Annotated in this window: 12 protein-coding genes; 10 read left to right on the forward strand and 2 right to left on the reverse strand. The window is 70.8% G+C overall.

Features of this window, described 5'->3' with window-relative positions; all coding sequences use genetic code 11:
- The first annotated feature begins 59 nt into the window (after positions 1-59).
- Both QSK31_RS34960 and QSK31_RS34965 read left to right on the forward strand, forming a co-directional pair.
- Positions 60-743, forward strand: a complete 684-nt coding sequence (locus tag QSK31_RS34960) for a response regulator transcription factor (protein ID WP_285688918.1) — start codon at positions 60-62, stop codon at positions 741-743.
- On the forward strand, positions 740-2,446 hold the full coding sequence (locus QSK31_RS34965; RefSeq protein WP_285688919.1) for a sensor histidine kinase: 1,707 nt from the start codon (positions 740-742) through the stop codon (positions 2,444-2,446). Before QSK31_RS34960 ends, QSK31_RS34965 begins: the two co-directional genes overlap by 4 nt.
- Before the next feature lie 122 nt (positions 2,447-2,568).
- On the opposite strand, the gene QSK31_RS34970 is transcribed toward QSK31_RS34965, so the two are convergent.
- Positions 2,569-3,585 (reverse strand): LacI family DNA-binding transcriptional regulator, encoded by a 1,017-nt coding sequence (locus QSK31_RS34970; RefSeq protein WP_285688921.1) that lies wholly within the window; start codon positions 3,583-3,585, stop codon positions 2,569-2,571.
- A gap of 459 nt (positions 3,586-4,044) precedes the next feature.
- On the opposite strand from QSK31_RS34970, the gene QSK31_RS34975 reads away from it, so the two are divergent.
- Positions 4,045-5,217: an MFS transporter gene (locus tag QSK31_RS34975; RefSeq protein ID WP_285688922.1), complete on the forward strand. Its 1,173-nt coding sequence runs from the start codon at positions 4,045-4,047 to the stop codon at positions 5,215-5,217.
- Positions 5,214-5,891 (forward strand): HAD family hydrolase, encoded by a 678-nt coding sequence (locus QSK31_RS34980; RefSeq protein WP_285688923.1) that lies wholly within the window; start codon positions 5,214-5,216, stop codon positions 5,889-5,891. Before QSK31_RS34975 ends, QSK31_RS34980 begins: the two co-directional genes overlap by 4 nt.
- Positions 5,892-5,922: 31 nt before the next feature.
- Here the strand turns inward: QSK31_RS34980 and ilvD are convergent, their stop codons facing one another.
- Complete coding sequence (gene ilvD / locus QSK31_RS34985; RefSeq protein ID WP_285688924.1) at positions 5,923-7,770, reverse strand: dihydroxy-acid dehydratase; 1,848 nt, start codon at positions 7,768-7,770, stop codon at positions 5,923-5,925.
- 114 nt (positions 7,771-7,884) lie between these two features.
- Here ilvD and QSK31_RS34990 point away from each other — a divergent pair, with 114 nt between their 5' ends.
- The 6 genes from QSK31_RS34990 to serA all read left to right on the forward strand — a co-directional run bounded on the left by QSK31_RS34990 (position 7,885) and on the right by serA (position 17,102).
- On the forward strand, positions 7,885-10,269 hold the full coding sequence (locus QSK31_RS34990; protein ID WP_502873056.1) for a putative bifunctional diguanylate cyclase/phosphodiesterase: 2,385 nt from the start codon (positions 7,885-7,887) through the stop codon (positions 10,267-10,269).
- 233 nt (positions 10,270-10,502) lie between these two features.
- Entirely contained in the window at positions 10,503-12,338 is a 1,836-nt protein-coding gene (locus tag QSK31_RS34995) for an acetolactate synthase large subunit (RefSeq protein ID WP_285688928.1), read from the forward strand.
- A 2-nt stretch (positions 12,339-12,340) separates the two neighbouring features.
- Positions 12,341-12,856 carry an acetolactate synthase small subunit gene (gene ilvN, locus QSK31_RS35000; RefSeq protein ID WP_285688930.1) on the forward strand — a complete coding sequence of 172 codons (516 nt, stop codon included), beginning with the start codon at positions 12,341-12,343 and terminating at the stop codon, positions 12,854-12,856.
- 70 nt (positions 12,857-12,926) lie between these two features.
- Complete coding sequence (gene ilvC / locus QSK31_RS35005) at positions 12,927-13,940, forward strand: ketol-acid reductoisomerase (RefSeq protein WP_285688932.1); 1,014 nt, start codon at positions 12,927-12,929, stop codon at positions 13,938-13,940.
- 179 nt (positions 13,941-14,119) lie between these two features.
- Positions 14,120-15,373: a mannosyl-3-phosphoglycerate synthase gene (mpgS, locus tag QSK31_RS35010; protein WP_285688933.1), complete on the forward strand. Its 1,254-nt coding sequence runs from the start codon at positions 14,120-14,122 to the stop codon at positions 15,371-15,373.
- Positions 15,374-15,473: 100 nt separating this feature from the next.
- A complete protein-coding gene (gene serA / locus QSK31_RS35015; protein ID WP_285688934.1) occupies positions 15,474-17,102 on the forward strand; it encodes a phosphoglycerate dehydrogenase in 1,629 nt (542 codons plus the stop codon).
- Positions 17,103-17,548: the final 446 nt, after the last annotated feature.

The following is a 17,548-nucleotide window of genomic DNA, read 5'->3' on the forward strand; positions in this document are numbered from 1 at the left end:
AATGTATCGACGTTGTCAGAATTTCCGGCGCACGCGCGTGAGCTGCCTATAGTCGGGCGGTGCGAACCCGGGTGCTGATCGCCGAGGACGACGCCCGCCAAGCCGAGGGCGTACGCCGCTACCTGGTGGCCGAGGGCTACGAGGCGGGCGTGGTGCCGGACGGTCGCGCGGCCATCGACGCGGTCCGCCGCGACCGCCCCGACCTGCTGATCCTCGACCTGATGATGCCGAAGGTCGACGGCCTCGACGTGTGCCGCGTGCTGCGCGCCGAGCACGACCTGCCGATCCTCATGCTGACCGCCCGCTCCGGCGAGGACGACCTGCTGCTCGGGCTCGACCTCGGCGCGGACGACTACCTGACCAAGCCGTACAGCCCACGCGAGCTGATGGCCCGGGTGCGTGCCCTGCTGCGCCGAACCGTCCGGGTCTCGCACGACGACACGTTCACGGTCGGTGACCTGACGGTCGACCCGGTGCGGCGCGAGGTGCGTCTCCACGACCAGCCCATTTCGTGTACGCGCGGCGAGTTCGAGGTCATCGCCACGCTCGCCGCCGAGCCGGGACGCGTCTTCACCCGCCGCCAGCTGCTGCAGCGCACCCGGGGCTGGGAGAGCTACCCGACCGACCGGACCATCGACATGCACGTGCTCAACCTGCGCCGCAAGATCGAGGCCGACCCCGCCCGGCCGCAGCACCTGATCACCGTGCACGGCGTCGGATACAAGCTGGCCACCGACCGATGAGGGTGTCGCTGCGGCACAGCCTGGTCACGCGGCTGCTCGCCACGTCACTGCTGATCGCGCTGGGCGCCGTGGCCGCGACCGCCTGGCTGGCCGTACGCACCACCAGCCAGGCCATCCGGCAGGAGCAGGGGCAGTCGCTCGCCGACGGGAGCCGGATCTACGACGGGCTGCTGGCGTACGCGGCGACGCACAAGGACTGGACCGGCGTCGAGCAGACGCTCGCCTCGCTGGTCGCCGGGACCGGCCGCCGGGCGACGCTGACTGACCTGACCGGGCGCCGGATCGCCGGAGACGCCGGGATACCGACCGAGCGGCCGGCGGCGGTGGTGGATCCGCTCCACGACAAGATCGACCCGCGCATCGCCGGGCCGTACCGGCTCTCCTCCACCGAGCGGCAGGCCTCCCGCAAGATCGCCAGCGACCGGGCGAGCTGCCTCGAGGACTACGGCATCGCCGCCCTGCTCACGGTCACGCCGACCGGCCGGACCGTGGTGACCGCCACCGGCGACGTCGACGGCGGTTACCGGTACCTGTGCCTGACCAAGCCGGAGGACGGGCCGATGCCCACCGAGAGACGGGCACTGGAGCAGCTCGAGAAGGCGGTCAACGAATGCGTGAACCGGCCGGGCGGCCGGGCGGTCGTCTATCTCGGCCTCGACTTCACCTACCGGGTCAAGGGCGACGCCCCTCGGGTAGGCGACTGCGTGGACGCCGCCCGCCGCGAGCAACTACGGCCGTACGTGGCGCCCGCCGCCCGCCTCTACCTCGACGGCCCCGCGGCCTCCGTCGACGGCGGCCCGTTCGACCTGTCCGGCCGCAACCTCGGCTACGTCGCCGGCGCCACCGGCCTGGTGCTGCTGCTCGTCATCGTGGTCACGGTCGCTGCCGGACGCCGGCTGGTCCGCCCCCTGCGCGAGCTCACCGCCGCCGCCCAGCGCCCGCTCGACCTGGACTCGCCGGTGCCGGTGGCCCGCGACGACGAGATCGGCCGCCTGGCCGCCGCTTTCAACGACCTGGCCGCCCGCCGCCAGGCCGGCGAACGCCAGCGCCGCGCCATGGTCAGCGACGTCGCCCACGAGCTGCGGACGCCGCTGACCAACATGCGGATCTGGCTGGAGGCCGCCCAGGACGGCCTGGCCCCGCTCGACCCCGAGCTGCTCGACCTGCTGACCGAGGAGGCGGTCCTGCTCCAGCACGTCATCGACGATCTGCGCGACCTGGCCGCCGCGGAAGCCGGCGACCTTCGGCTGAACCTCTCCGACGTCTACGTGGACGACCTGCTGCGCCAGGTGGTCGAGGCCCACCGGGGCGCCGCCGAGCGCGGGGGTGTGCGGCTGACCCTCTCCGGAACCGACCCGCGGGCCGTGCTGGATCCGGTGCGCCTGCGCCAGCTGGTGGGCAACCTGGTCTCCAACGCCGTACGCCACACCCCACCCGGGGGCACGGTCACCCTGACGTCCGGTGTCGTTCCCGGCGCGCTGGTGATCTCGGTGGCCGACACCGGCGCCGGGATCCCGCCGGAGGACCTGCCGCACGTGTTCGACCGGTTCTGGCGGGCCGACAAGGCGCGCAGCCGCGCCACCGGGGGGAGTGGGCTCGGGCTGGCCATCGCCCGGAACCTGGCCCAGGCGCACGCCGGCGACCTGACCGCCACCAGCGTCGCGGGCGAGGGCAGCACCTTCACGGTCCGTCTTCCACACTGAGCGCCGCCTGTGGACAATTGGGCCGGAGGTCGAATTCGTGCGCTACATTCCCGGCCCACCCACAGGGGTGGGGGTGGCGGCGGGGGCCGCGCCGAAACGATTTTGATCTTGCGAAGCGACCGTCAACCGGGCGGCGGCGCCGTGCTCCCACGCGGTGTCAGCCGAGCGGGCGCCGCCTCGATGTCGTCGACCGGCTTCTCCGCGATCGCGTCGAGCAACTGCCGGGCGGCCTGGGCGCCGTAATCCGCGATGTCCCGGCTCAAGGCGGTGAGCGGCGGGTGCACCAGCCGGCACAACGGCGAGTCGTCCCAGGCCACGATCGACAGGTCGGCCGGCACCCGAAGCCCCATCTCCTGGGCGACCGACAGCCCCGCCACCGCCATGACGTCGTTGTCGTAGATCACCGCGGTGGGCCGCGACGCCGACATCAGGAGCTGCCGGGTGGCCCGCCCGCCTTCCTCGCCCGTGTAGTCCGCCGCCACGGTGACCGCCGACTCGAAGCCGAGCGTCCGGCACACCTCGTCGAACGCCTGCCCGCGCGCCCGGGTGTGCAGCAGCTCGGCCATGCCGCTGACCCGGGCGATCCGCCGGTGCCCGAGCGCCGACAGGTAGCGCACCGCCTCGGCGACCGCCCCGGCGTCGTCCGACCAGACCTGGGTGATGGAGCCGGTCTCGCCCGGCCCGCCGATCACGACCGCGGGCAACTGCAATTCCTGGAGTACGGGGATGCGCACGTCACCGTCGCGCAGGTCGCTGACGAACACGCCGTCGACCCGCCGCTCGCCCCACCACCGCCGGTAGACCTCGACCTCCTGCTCCGGCGAGTCCACCAACTGGAGGGTGAGCGCGTAGGACCGGGACGCCAGCTCCGCCTCGAACCCGCTGATCAGGCCCATGAAGAACGGCTCGACGCTGAGGATCCGGGCGGGCCGGCTGAGGGTGAGCCCGACAGCTGCCGCCTTGGCGCCGGAGAGGGCGCGCGCGGCGCTGTTCGGGTTGAAGCCGATCTCCCGGGCGATCGCGATGATCCGTTCGCGGGTGGCCTCGGACACTCCTGGCTGGCCGTTGAGCGCGTACGAGACCGCGCCTTTGGAGACGCCCGCCCGCAAGGCGATGTCCGCGATTGTCGGCCGTTTCACCCTGCTCCCTTCGACAGCCGTGACGGTAACAGGTCATGATCACTTTACCGGTTAAGCCACTCCGTGCAGCGTAGCGACTACGCGTGGAAAACCTGGCAGACAGGTGACACGCGGCTGCGGTTGACACTTGGCGAACCGAACCCTACGGTCCTATCTACTTACGCGGTTCAGTAAGTCACCCCGGGCAGCTGATGCCGGGGCCAGAGGTCCGCCGCCGGGCGTCCCGTGTGTCTGTGGGGGCACGGGCGAGCTGGGGGGCGCGCCCAAGGGGCGCCGGCGGCGGGTCATGTGGTCTATGGTCGTTGGCGTGATTACGCTCGAGGCCGTCGCCGCCGCGTACGCCCAGTGGGTCACCCCTGATCTGCCGCTCTACGGCAACGATCACAACCGCGGCGATTTCGCTCCCTGACCCCCTCTCCCGGGTCCGCCTTTTGTCGTTGTCGCTCAGGGAGCTCTGTCATGCCCGATTCCGGGATCCGTGCTGTTCTGCGCGCCCCGCACGTGCCCCTCGTCCTCGCTGCCAGCCAGGTCGGCCGCCTGCCGCTGGCCTCCGCGCCGCTGGCCCTGCTGATCTTCGCCCGCCAGCAACACAGCCTCGCGCTCGCCGGGTTGGTCGTCGCCGTCTTCACCGCCGGGATAGCCGTCGGCGCGCCGTTGCTCGCCCGGCTGGTCGACCGCCGCAGGCAGCCGCCGGTGCTGTGGGCGTCGGCCTTGTTCTCCGCGTTCGGCTTCGTCCTTGTCGCGTACGGCGGCCACCGCCTCCCCGTCACCCTGCTGGGCGCGGCCATCGCCGGTCTGGGCATCCCGCCGCTGGAGGCCTGCCTCCGAGCCCTGTGGCCGGCGTTGGTCCCGCCCTCTCTGGTCCCGGCGGCGTACACCCTGGACATCGCGGTCCAGGAGGTCATCTTCGTGGTCGGCCCACTGATCACCCTGGCGGCGGTCGGGCTGGCCGGCCCGGCGGCGGGACTGCTCGCCGCGGCCGCGCTCCAGCTCGCCGGCGTGGCCGCGTTCGTCACGGCGCCCGCCGTCCGCGACTGGCACGGCGTGGCGACGCACCGGCACTGGGCCGGCCCGCTGCGGATCCGGCAGTTCGCGATCATGGTGCTCGGTGTCGTGTGCATGGGCGCGGCGGTCGGCAGCCTGCCGGTCGCACTCACCGGGTACGCGGAGGCCGCCGGCAACCGCTCGCTGACCGGCTGGCTGCTCGCCGCCCAGGCCGGCGGCGCCCTGGTCGGCGGCCTGCTCTACACCCGCGCCTCGCCCGGCGACGTGCGCCGCCTGCCGATGCTGGCGGCCGTGTTCGCGGTGCTGTATCTGCCGCTGCTGACCACGCCCGGCCCGGCGCTGATCGCGGTGCTGGTGGCGATCAGCGGCCTGGCGCTGCCGCCGCTGCTCACGGCCGTCTTCCTCGCGGCGGACCGGCTGGCGCCCACGGGCACGGCGGTGGAGGCCTTCGCCTGGATCATGACCGCGTTCACGGTGGGCAGCGCGCTGGGTGCGGCGCTGACCGGCCCGTTGACCGAGACACATCTCCGGTACGGATTCCTGCTGGCACCCGCGGCCGGCCTCCTGGCGGTCCTGGCCATGACCACGGTGTCCCGGAACCACACCCCGGCGGAGGCTCCCCGATGACCGTGCGGCACATCGTCTGGGACTGGAACGGCACGATCCTCGGCGATTCCCGGGCCCTCATCGCGGCGACCATCGACGCGTTCGACACGTGCGGGCTGCCGCCGATCACCCGTGCCGACTACCAGCTCCACCACGTCCAGCCGATCCCGCCGTTCTATGAGCGGCTGGCGGGCCGACCGCTGAGCCCTGCCGAACAGGCCCGGCTCGGGGAGTGTTTCCGGGTCGCCTACGCCCGGCACCGCGAGGCCGTGACCCTCACGACCGACGCGGCGGTCGCCCTGGAACGCTGGGCGGCGGCCGGCGGAACCCAGTCGCTGCTCTCGATGTGCCCGCACGAGGAACTGGTGCCGCTGGTGACCGCCGCCGGCATCGCGCCGTTCTTCGCCCGCGTCGACGGCAGCGTCGGACCGGATGTGGCGCACAAGGCGCCGCACCTGGCCCGCCACCTCGAGGGCCTGAGTCTGGAGCCGGCCGGCGTCCTGCTCGTGGGCGACAGCGTCGACGACGCCCGAGCAGCCCGGGAGTGCGGCATGCGCTGCCTGGTCTACCACTGCGGCGACGAGGCGCTGCATTCCCGCGCCCACTTCACCGATATCGACGCAGCCGTGGTGCCTTCCCTGGGGGCTGCGGTGGACGCGGCTCTGGGGCGGGCATGGGAAGGCCCGGGCAGCTGATAGCGCGCCCGGGCCGTCCGAACGGTTGCGGTTACTCCGGGACCTTGCGGTAGGCGCCGTCGCTCGCGCTGGTCGCCATCGAGGCGTAGGCGCGCAGGGCCGCCGACACCGATCGCTGGCGGTCGACCGGGCTGTACGGCCGCGGCCGCGCCTCCTGCGCCGCCCGGCGGGTGGCCAGGTCGTCGTCGGAGACGTTGAGCGTGATGCCGCGGCCGGGGATGTCGATGGTGATCTCGTCGCCGGTCTCGACCAGGGCGATCAGGCCGCCGGACGCCGCCTCGGGCGACACGTGGCCGATCGACAGGCCGGACGTGCCGCCGGAGAAACGGCCGTCGGTGATCAGGGCGCATGCCTTGCCGAGGCCCCGGCCCTTCAGGAACGACGTGGGGTAGAGCATCTCCTGCATGCCGGGGCCGCCGCGCGGGCCCTCGTAGCGGATGACCACCACGTCGCCCTCGACAACCTGCTTGCCGAGGATGCCGTCGACGGCCGCGTCCTGGCTTTCGAAGACGCGGGCCGGGCCGGAGAACTTCCACAGTTCCTCGGCCACCCCGGCGGTCTTCACGACGCAGCCCTCGGGCGCCAGGTTGCCGAAGAGGATGGCCAGGCCGCCGTCCGCGGTGTACGCGTGGTCGACGGATCGGATGCAGCCCTCGACCGCGTCGGTGTCGAGCGAGGCCCAGCGGTTCTGCGTGGAGAACGGCTGGGTGGTGCGGACGCCGCCGGGGGCCGCGTGGAAGAGCTCGAGCGCCTCGTCGGTGGCCTTGCCGCTGCGGATGTCCCACGCGTCGAGCCAGCTGCCGAGGTCGGGGGAGTGCACGGAGCGGACGTCGGTGCGCAGCGCGCCGCCGCGGTTGAGTTCGCCGAGCAGCGCCGGGATGCCGCCGGCCCGGTGCACGTCCTCCATGTGGTACTTCGGGCTGTTCGGCGCAACCTTGGCCAAACAGGGCACCCGGCGCGAGACCTCGTCGATGTCGGAGACATTGAAGTCGAGCTCCGCCTCGCGGGCGGCGGCCAGCAGGTGCAGGACCGTGTTGGTGGAGCCGCCCATGGCCACGTCGAGGGCGACGGCGTTCTCGAACGCGTCGCGGGAGGCGATCGCGCGGGGCAGCACCGACTCGTCGTCGTTCTCGTAATACTGCTTGGCGATGTCCACGATCAGCGAGCCGGCCCGCTCGAACAGCGCCTTGCGGGCGGCGTGCGTGGCCAGCGTCGAGCCGTTGCCGGGCAGGGCCAGGCCGATCGCCTCGGTGAGGCAGTTCATCGAGTTGGCGGTGAACATGCCGGAGCAGGAGCCGCAGGTCGGGCAGGCCGAGCGCTCGATCGTGTCGAGCTGGGCGTCGGTGACGCTCTCGTTGGCGCTGGCGCTCATCGCGTCGACCAGGTCGAGTTTCTCGTGCACGACGCCCTCGATGGCGATCGTCTTGCCGGCCTCCATCGGGCCGCCGGAGACGAAGACCGTCGGGATGTTGAGCCGCAGGGCGGCGATCAGCATGCCGGGGGTGATCTTGTCGCAGTTCGAGATGCAGACCAGGGCGTCGGCGCAGTGCGCGTTGACCATGTACTCCACCGCGTCGGCGATCAGCTCGCGGCTGGGCAGCGAGTAGAGCATGCCGCCGTGGCCCATCGCGATGCCGTCGTCGACCGCGATGGTGTTGAACTCGCGCCCGACCCCACCGGCCGCGGCGATCGAGTCGGCGACCAGGCCGCCCATGTCCTTGAGATGGACATGCCCGGGTACGAACTGGGTGAAGCTGTTGGCGATGGCCACGATCGGCTTACCGAAGTCGTCGTCCGTCATGCCGGTGGCGCGCCACAGAGCGCGCGCGCCGGCCATGGTCCGACCGTGGGTCGAGGTCCGGGAGCGCAGTTCAGGCATTCCTACAGTCTGCCACCGGCCACCCTCGTACGGAGGTGTGGTCCACAGCACGGGACGCGAGTTCGTAAAAACCCCAGACTCCCCAAACGGTCGATGATCCGGCACAGTGTTCCCGTGCACTCACCGTCCGGCGTGGAGCTGGCCGGGCTGGCCGGCCTCCTGGTCGCGGTCCCGGCTGTCGCCCTGCTGGCAAGGTCCGGGCGCAAGCACACCGGCGCCGCCCGGCGGGCCCACGTGGTGCTGGCGGCCGGCGGCACGGTGGTGTCCGCCGCCGCGCTGGCCGGCCTGCTGACCGCGATTCTCGCGCCGCACGACCCGGCCGAGGGCAACCGGGTGGGGCTCGCGTCCGGGATCGCGGTCGCCATGGCGCTCGGCACGGTCACCCTGTTGGCGGGCACGCTGCTGCTGCCCGGCTCGGCCCAGCGCCGTGGCACCCTGCTGCGCAACCTCGCCGACGCCGGGATCGCCGCCGCCGCGCTGTGGTTCGTCGGCTGGGTCCTGCTCGCCCACCCGACGCGCCTGCTCGGCGAGCACACCCCGACCGCCTGCCTCGCGCTGCTGCTCCCGGCGGCGGTGGGTGCGCTCGCCGTCGGGCTCACGGTGGTTCTCGCGCTGCACGCGCATCGGCCGCGGGTCGGCACCGTACGCGTCTCGGCGGGTGTCGGCCTGGTGGCGGTGGCCGCGCTGCTGTTGTCCAGCGGCATCTGCACGCACGGGAACACGGCGATGTTGAGCGGTGCCCTGCTGCTGCCGCTCGGCCTGATCGTGGTGGCTCGCGCGGTGCTGCTGGTGAACCGCCCGGTACAGGTCGTCGGCGACGTGACCCAGCGCGGCACCGCGTTCGCGTTCGTCCCGGTGGTGGGCACCGTGGTTGCCTGCTTCTACCACGTGGCCCGGGGCGGTTCGATCGATCTGGCCGGCCTCACCTCCGCCAGCGTCATGACCCTGCTGCTGGTCACCCGGCAATATCTCGCGCTCACCGACGTCCGCCGCTGGACGCTGCGGCTGAAGGAGAGCGAGGAGCACTACCGCGAGCTCGCGCACACCGATCCGCTGACCGGGCTGGCCAACCGCCGCGGGCTGGTCCGGGCGCTGCGCGAGCCGGACCCGGCGGGCCGGTCCAAGTTCCTGGTCGGCATCGACATGGACGGCTTCAAGAACGTCAACGACATGCGCGGCCACGACGTCGGCGACGCGGTGCTGGTCGAGGTGGGCGAGCGGCTGCGGCGCAACCTGCTGGCCGGGGACGTGCCGGCGAGGCTGGGCGGCGACGAGTTCGCGGTGCTGATGCACGCCACCGCCGACGAGGCGATGCTGGCGGCGAAGCGGCTGCTGGCGGTGCTGGGCGAGCCGTACGAGGTGGACAGCGGCTCGGTCTTCCTGTCGGCGAGTGTGGGCGTGGCGGGACATCCGGCGCCGGACGACGTCAACGAGCTGATGCGCGACGCCGACCTGGCCCTGCGCTATGCGAAGCAGCGCGGCAAGAACAGGGTGGAGCGGTACGAGGTCCGCTACGACGAGCTGCTGCGCCGCCGGAGCACGCTGGAGAACGAGCTGCGCCACGCGATCGACCGGGACCAGCTGCGCCTGGTTTTCCAGCCGGTGGTGGCGCTGCCGTCGATGCGGCCGGTGGGCGCCGAGGCCCTGCTGCGCTGGCACCACCCGACGCTCGGCAACGTCCGCCCGGACGAGTTCATCCCGGTGGCCGAGGAGTCCGGCCTGATCAACCGCCTCGGCCAGTGGGTGCTGCGGCAGGCGTGCATCCAGCTCGCGGAGTGGCTGGTCAAGGGGCACGACGTCTGGGTGTCGGTCAACCTGTCGCCCAAGGAGCTGCACGCGGCGGACTATCCGGCGCAGGTGGCGGACGTGCTGGGTGAGCTGGGTGTGCCGGCGCAGCGGCTGGTGCTGGAGGTGACCGAGCACGCGGTGGCCACCGACGTGGAGGAGCTGGTCCGCCGCCTGGGCGAGCTGCGGGCGACCGGGGTGCGGATCGCGCTGGACGACTTCGGCGCCGGATATTCGTCGCTGGGTCAGCTGCGCACGCTGCCGGTGGACATCCTGAAGATCGACCAGCGGCTGGTGAACGAGCCGGAGTCACGCACCGGGACCGCCGCGCCTCTGGTGGACGTGGTGGTGCGGCTGGGGCATCGGCTCGGGCTGGAGGTGCTCGCCGAGGGCATCCAGACGCCGGCGCAGCGGGTTCTGGTCGAGGAGGCCGGGTGCCGGCTGGGTCAGGGCTCGCTGTTCGGCTGGGGTGTGCCCGCCGAGCATCTCGAGGCTCAACTTCGCTCCCTGCGTACGCCCATAGCGCCGAAACCGGCTCCCGCACCCCGCACCGGGCCCCCGCCCGGCGCGACTGCACGCAGCCAGGTGATCATGCTCGGGCCGGGAATGCGGCAGCTCAGAGCGCTTCTGCCGACCGAGCAGAGCCCCGATTCACCATCGAGTGATCAGAATGTGGGATCAGTTGACTCACCGCGTGAGATGGGGCAGGGTTAGCCGCATGTGCTTGTCGTCCCGAGTACTTAGTTGAGCGCACTGTCCCGCCCCCTTGATGGGTGACAGTGCGCTAGGTCCCGTGCAGCGATTGCACAGGGCCTTTTTTGTTGCCCAGATCTATGAGGTTCGTTCACGACCTACCTTGAGTTAGACGTTGGTCCAGTTGAGGCACGCGGTCTCCACCGTCGTGAACGAACCTCACTATCACCTACTTCGAATCGAAGGCCTGTGCGATGACGAGACCACCCACTCCCGAGACCTTGGCCCACCGACCCAGCCCCGCGACCGTGGCAGCCGCCGCGGGACAGCATGGCGCAGTAGTGACCGGCCCGGTTGCGACCACCGGCGCCGGCTCGCTCGTCCGGTCGCTGGAGGCCCTCGGCGTCGAGGTGGCCTTCGGCATTCCGGGCGGGACGATCCTGCCCGCGTACGACCCGCTCTACGACTCCAAGGTCCGGCACATCCTGGTCCGGCACGAGCAGGGCGCGGGCCACGCGGCGACCGGGTACGCGCAGGCCACCGGCCGGGTCGGCGTCTGCATCGCCACCTCCGGCCCGGGCGCGACCAACCTGGTGACGCCGATCGCGGACGCCTACATGGATTCGGTGCCGATCGTGGCGATCACCGGCCAGGTGTCCCGCCCGGCGATCGGCACGGACGCCTTCCAGGAGGCGGACATCCAGGGCATCACGCTGCCGATCACGAAGCACAATTTCCTGATCCAGTCGCCGGACGACATCCCGCGGATCGTCGCCGAGGCCTTCCACCTGGCGGCCACCGGCCGGCCCGGCCCGGTCCTGGTGGACATCCCCAAGGACGTGCAGCAGGCGCCGACCACGTTCGCCTGGCCGCCTACCCTGGACCTGCCCGGCTACCGCCCCACGCTGCACCCGCACGGCAAGCAGATCCGTGAGGCGGCCCGGCTGATCGCGGGCGCCAAGCGGCCCGTCCTGTACGTGGGCGGCGGCGTGCTCAAGGCCGGCGCCACCGAGGGGCTGCGCAAGCTGGCCGAGATGACCGGCATGCCGGTGGTGACCACGCTGATGGCGCTGGGCTCGTTCCCCGACTCGCACCCGCAACACCTGGGCATGCCCGGCATGCACGGCACGGTCCCCGCGGTGTACGCCCTGCAGAAGTCCGACCTTCTGGTCGTGCTGGGCGCCCGCTTCGACGACCGGGTCACCGGCAAGCTCGACTCGTTCGCGCCGGACGCCAAGATCGTGCACGCCGACATCGACCCGGCCGAGATCGGCAAGAACCGGCACGCGGACGTCCCGATCGTCGGCGACGCCCGGCACGTGATCGATGAGCTGATCGCCGCGGTCTCCGGCAACGCCACCGGCGCGGGCTCCTACCCGGCCTGGTGGAAGACGCTGAACGACCTTCAGGAGCGCTACCCCCTGGGGTACGACGAGCCGACCGACGGCACGCTCTCGCCGCAGTACGTGATCGAACGGATCGGCAAGCTGGTCGGCCCGGACGCCATCTACACCGCGGGCGTCGGGCAGCACCAGATGTGGGCCTCGCAGTTCATCTCGTTCGAGAACCCGGGCACCTGGCTCAACTCCGGCGGCGCCGGGACCATGGGTTACGCGGTGCCCGCGGCGATGGGCGCGAAGGTCGGCCGGCCGGACGTCGCGGTCTGGGCGATCGACGGCGACGGCTGTTTCCAGATGACCAACCAGGAGCTCGCCACCTGTGCGCTGGAGGGCATCCCGGTCAAGATCGCCGTCATCAACAACGGCAACCTGGGCATGGTCCGGCAGTGGCAGACCCTGTTCTACCAGGGCCGCTACTCCAACACCGAGCTGGGCACCCACAAGCACCGCATCCCGGACTTCGTGAAGCTGGCCGAGGCGCTCGGCTGCATCGGGCTGCGCTGCGAGTCCAAGGACGACGTGGACAAGACCATCAAGGCGGCGATGGAGATCAACGACGCCCCGGTGGTCATCGACTTCACGGTCGGCAAGGACGCGATGGTGTGGCCGATGGTCGCGGCCGGGACCAGCAACGACGAGATCATGTTCGCCCGGGACGTGCGCCCCACCTTCGAAGAGGACGACCTCTGATCATGACGATGCATACCTTGTCCGTGCTGGTGGAGAACAAGCCGAGTGTGCTGGCCCGGGTCAGCGGACTGTTCTCCCGGCGCGGCTTCAACATCGATTCGCTGGCGGTCGGCGAGACGGAGAACCCGGAAGTCAGCCGCATCACCATCGTGGTCAACGCCGACTCCTCACCCCTGGAGCAGGTGACCAAGCAGCTCAACAAGCTGGTGAACGTCCTGAAGATCGTCGAGCTGGACCCGCAGCAGTCGGTCCAGCGCGAGCTCCTGCTGGTCAAGGTGCGCGCCGATCGTGCGCAGCGGGCCCAGGTGCTGGAAACCGTCGAGCTCTTCCGCGCGAAGGTGATCGACGTCGCACCGGACACCCTCACGATCGAGGCCACCGGGAACCCCGACAAGCTGGACGCGTTGCTGCGCGACCTCGAGCCGTACGGCATCAAGGAGATGGTCCAGTCGGGCCTCGTGGCCATCGGCCGCGGTTCCCGTTCCATCACGACCGGCCCGGCGCTCCGCGCCGCCTAGTAAGAGCTGCCAGGAAGCCCGTCCCTGCCCCGCCACCGCCCTTAATCGGACTAAGACGAGAGTGATTCCCATGACCGCGGAAGTTTTCTACGACGACGACGCCGACCTGTCGATCATCCAGGGCCGTAAGGTCGCCGTGATCGGGTACGGCAGCCAGGGGCACGCGCATTCGCTGTCGCTGCGCGACTCGGGCGTCGACGTGGTGGTCGGCCTGAAGGAGGGCTCGAAGAGCCGGGCCAAGGCCGAGGAGCAGGGCCTCAAGGTGCAGACGCCGGCCGAGGCGTCGGCGTGGGCCGACGTGATCATGGTGCTGGCGCCGGACACCGCGCAGCGCAAGATCTACACCGAGTCGATCGCCCCGAACCTGACCGCCGGCAAGGCGCTGTTCTTCGGGCACGGCCTGAACATCCGGTTCGAGCTCATCAAGCCCCCGGCCGACGTGACCGTCGCGATGGTCGCCCCGAAGGGCCCGGGTCACCTGGTCCGCCGTCAGTACGTGGACGGCAAGGGCGTGCCGTGTCTGGTCGCGGTCGAGCAGGACCCGACCGGCGAGGGCCTGGCGCTCGCGCTGTCCTACGCGAAGGCGATCGGTGGCGCCCGGGCGGGCGTCATCCGGACCACCTTCAAGGAGGAGACGGAGACCGACCTGTTCGGTGAGCAGGCAGTGCTCTGCGGCGGCACGGCGGCGCTGGTGCAGACCGGCTTCGAGGTGCTGACCGAGGCCGGGTACGCCCCGGAGATCGCGTACTTCGAGTGCCTGCACGAGCTCAAGCTGATCGTGGACCTGATGTACGAGGGCGGCATCTCCCGGATGCGCTACAGCGTGTCGGACACCGCCGAGTTCGGCGACTACGTCAGCGGCCCGCGGGTGATCAACGCCGGGGTCAAGCAGGAGATGAAGAAGATCCTCGCCGAGATCCAGTCGGGTGAGTTCACCAAGGCGCTCATCGCGGACGACGAGGCGGGTGGCACGCGCCTGCAGCAGTTCCGCAAGGAAGGCGCCGAGCACCCGATCGAGGTGACCGGAAAGAAGCTCCGCGACATGATGTCGTGGGTCGACCGGCCGATCACCGAAACCGCCTGAACCTTCACGTTGTAAAAGCGCCCGATCGGGGTTTCTGACCCACTCCGATCGGGCGCTTTGCGTTACCGAGCGATTACCTGAAACGTCGTTGTTACGTGCTGCTTACCTGTTCAGCAGTGTTGCCAAATTGTGGATTGATCAGGCTCTTCGGAGTGGCTTTGGTCAGTTAGCCTCGCGACATGCGACTGGCTGATTCTTTCCGGAGTGAGCGCTTCGGCGCGGTCCGGATTCATGAGCTGCAACGGGTGATCGAGCTCGACTCGGGCGCCCTGGCCGATGCCGGTCGGCCCGGGATCTCGGCGGGTTCCCGCATCGTCGGGCCGGACGCGTTACGCGCCGTCGAGACCCAATTGGTGATCGTCGTCCCGTGCATGAACGAGAGCCGGAGCGTCATCGAAGGGGTGCTTTCCGGCATCCCGCACGATTGCCTGATCGTGCTCGTCTCGAACAGCGATCGCGGGCCGGTCGACCGCTACGAGATCGAGGCGCAGACGGTCGAGCAGTTCTGCCGGCTGGCCGGTCGGTCGGCGATCACCGTGCATCAGCGGGATCCCGGCGTGGCGGCCGCGTTCAAGGCGGCCGGCATGGACGAGCTGATCGACGACTCCGGGCTGGTCCGGGCCGGCAAGGGCGAGGCGATGCTGGTCGGCATGGCCCTCGCGGCGATGACCGGTCGTAAGTACGTCGGCTACGTGGACGCCGACAACTACGTGCCCGGGTCGGTCCACGAGTACTGCAAGGCGTACGCCGCGGGTCTGCATCTGGCCGGCTCGCCGTACGCGATGGTCCGGATCTCCTGGCACTCCAAGCCCAAGCTGCGCGACGGCCGGCTCTTCTTCAGCCGCCGCGGCCGCAGCTCGGAGGTCACCAACGAGTGGCTCAACCGCTTCGTCGCCGAGTTCTCCAACTTCGGCACCGAGGTGATCGCCACCGGCAACGCCGGCGAGCACGCGATGAGCCTGGAACTCGGGATGAAGCTGCGGCTGGCCGGCGGGTTCGCGGTCGAGCCGTACGAGTATCTCGACCTGTTCGAGCAGTTCGGCGGCATCCTGGAGAGCGCCCACCCGGAGGTGATGGCGAGTTCCGTGCCGGTGCTGCAGATCGAGACGCGCAACCCGCACTTCCACGACAACAAGGGCGAGGAGCACGTCCAGGGCATGCGCATGCAGGCGCTCAACGTGCTCTACCACTCGCAGATCACGCCGCCGTCGGTACGCCAGGCGATCCTGGAGTTCATGGTCTCGCAGGGCGCGCTGGAGGTCGGGCAGGAGCCGCCGCGCGAGCGTTCCTACCCGCCGGTCGACACCCTGGCACTGGACCTGCTCTACGACGCCCTGGACGCCGAGGCGCAGTCCTTCCGTCAGCTCGACGGGCTCGCCTCGGCCGGGCTCCCCGCGGAGCCTCCCATCCAGCGGGAACGCATCCCCGTCTGAGTGGGGCGTGTCCTGCGTTTCTCGCAGATTACGGCTATGTGACGGCGGTCACTCCGATTTGGGCGATCGGTGTGACCGCCGTCATGCGTACCATCCGGAAATGCTGGCGATTACGGATGGAGACGCCTTGGTTACTCCGGTCGTACTGATCGCCGAGGAGCTGGCCCCGGCCGCCCTCGACGTGCTCGCCCAGGACTTCGACGTACGCCATGTCGACGGCACCGACCGTCCCGCCCTGCTGGCCGCCCTGGCCGGGGCGGACGCGGTGATCGTGCGGAGCGCCACCCAGATCGACGCGGAGGCGATCGCGGCCGCCCCCGGGCTCAAGGTCGTGGCCCGGGCCGGCGTCGGATTGGACAACGTGGACGTACCGGCGGCCACCGCCCGGGGCGTCATGGTGGTGAACGCCCCGACCTCGAACATCGTCTCCGCCGCCGAACAGGCGGTAGCCCTGCTGCTGGCGGTCGCCCGGCACACCGCGAGCGCCAGCGCGTCGCTGAAGGCGGGCGAGTGGAAACGCTCCAAATACACCGGTGTCGAGGTACAGGGCAAAACCGTCGGCGTGGTCGGGCTGGGCCGGATCGGTGTGCTGTTCGCGCAGCGCATGGCGGCGTTCGGCACCCGGCTGATCGCCTACGACCCGTACGTGCAGCCGGCCCGCGCCGCCCAGCTGGGCGTACGCCTGGTCGGGTTGGACGAACTCCTCCGGGAGAGCGATTTCATCTCGGTGCACCTGCCGCGGACCCCGGAGACGGTCGGCCTGATCGGCGAGCGCGAGCTCGCCACCGTCAAGCCGGGCGTACGCATCGTGAACGCAGCCCGCGGCGGCCTGATCGACGAGCAGGCGCTGGCCGACGCGCTGGCCGAGGGCCGGGTGGCGGGCGCCGGCGTGGACGTCTACGTGAAGGAGCCGACGACCGCGTCGCCGCTGTTCGCCTTCGACAACGTGGTGGCCACCCCGCATCTGGGCGCCTCGACGGTGGAGGCGCAGGACAAGGCCGGTCTGTCGGTGGCCCGCAGCGTCGCGCTGGCGTTGCAGGGCGAGTTCGTGCCCGACGCGGTCAACGTGCGGGCCGGTGGCATCGTCGACGAGGACGTACGCCCACTGCTGGCGCTGTCCGAGAAGCTGGGCCGGGTGTTCACCGCGGTGGCTGGCGGGGTCGCGGCCGAGATCACCGTCGAGGTACGCGGCGAGATCGCCTCGCACGACGTCTCGGTGCTGCGGCTGGCCGCCGCCAAGGGCATCTTCGCGTCGGTCGTCGAGGAGCGGGTCACCTACGTCAACGCGCTCCAGCTCGCGGCCGACCGAGGCGTCGAGGTGCAGCTCACGACGCCCGATGAGGTCATCGAGCACGAGAACCTGGTCAGCATCCGTGGCGCGCTGCCGGACGGCCGCCGGGTCTGCGTGTCCGGCACGGTGACCGTGGCCGGCACGCGGGAGATCCGCCGGCTCACCGCGGTGGACGGCTTCGACGTCGAGCTCGGCGTCGACGGGGTCCTGCTCTTCTTCCGGTACGCGGACCGCCCGGGCGTGGTCGGCGCGATCGGAACGCTGCTCGGCGAGCACGGCGTCAACATCGGGGCCATGCAGGTGGCCCGGCGGGAGGCCGGCGGCGAGGCGCTGATGACGCTGACCGTCGACTCCTCGATGGACGCCGAGATCCTCTCCGCCGCGGCGGCCGCGATCGGAGCGTCCCACGCCAGCGCGGTCGACCTGCGCGGCGAGTAAAAGCAGCAGTGGTAGGTCCTGACGGTATCCGCGCGCCGAATTCCGTCAGGACCTACCACTGCGTCCACTCACGTTTGCTGCCGCCGCTTGTGCGTGGCGGGGGTTTCGGCGGGTTGCCAGGCGTTCGGGTGCCTACTCACGCTTGCTGCCGCCGCTTGTGCGTGGCGGGGGTTTCGGCGGGTTGCCAGGCGTCCGGGTGCCCGCTCACCCTCGCTGCGGCCGCTCGCGGTCGTGGCTGGGTGCGGTCCGTGGTAGGAGCGGCCGCGAGCGGTAGGACCAGCACGCAGTGGTGGGACTGGGCGGTATCCGGGCCGAAACGCCGGGCCTTGACCCCTGTTCTTGGACACGGGTTTATGCGGCTGTCGCCAGCGTAGCTGGCGTGGTTTGAATGTTGTTTTCGTAGTTGATCGGGGATTGCTGTCCGAGGTGGGAGTGGCGGCGGATGG

The sequence above is a fragment of the Actinoplanes sp. NBRC 103695 genome, assembly GCF_030269485.1.
Classification (GTDB): Bacteria; Actinomycetota; Actinomycetes; order Mycobacteriales; family Micromonosporaceae; genus Actinoplanes.

Excerpts from the sequence above, each read along its gene's own strand:
- QSK31_RS34965 (WP_285688919.1), top strand. The coding sequence starts at position 740 with ATGAGGGTGTCGCTGCGGCACAGCCTGGTCACGCGGCTGCTCGCCACG.
- QSK31_RS34975 (WP_285688922.1), top strand. The coding sequence starts at position 4,045 with ATGCCCGATTCCGGGATCCGTGCTGTTCTGCGCGCCCCGCACGTGCCC.
- QSK31_RS34980 (WP_285688923.1), top strand. The coding sequence starts at position 5,214 with ATGACCGTGCGGCACATCGTCTGGGACTGGAACGGCACGATCCTCGGC.
- ilvD (WP_285688924.1), bottom strand. The coding sequence starts at position 7,770 with ATGCCTGAACTGCGCTCCCGGACCTCGACCCACGGTCGGACCATGGCC.
- QSK31_RS34995 (WP_285688928.1), top strand. The coding sequence starts at position 10,503 with ATGACGAGACCACCCACTCCCGAGACCTTGGCCCACCGACCCAGCCCC.
- ilvN (WP_285688930.1), top strand. The coding sequence starts at position 12,341 with ATGACGATGCATACCTTGTCCGTGCTGGTGGAGAACAAGCCGAGTGTG.
- ilvC (WP_285688932.1), top strand. The coding sequence starts at position 12,927 with ATGACCGCGGAAGTTTTCTACGACGACGACGCCGACCTGTCGATCATC.
- mpgS (WP_285688933.1), top strand. The coding sequence starts at position 14,120 with ATGCGACTGGCTGATTCTTTCCGGAGTGAGCGCTTCGGCGCGGTCCGG.
- serA (WP_285688934.1), top strand. The coding sequence starts at position 15,474 with ATGCTGGCGATTACGGATGGAGACGCCTTGGTTACTCCGGTCGTACTG.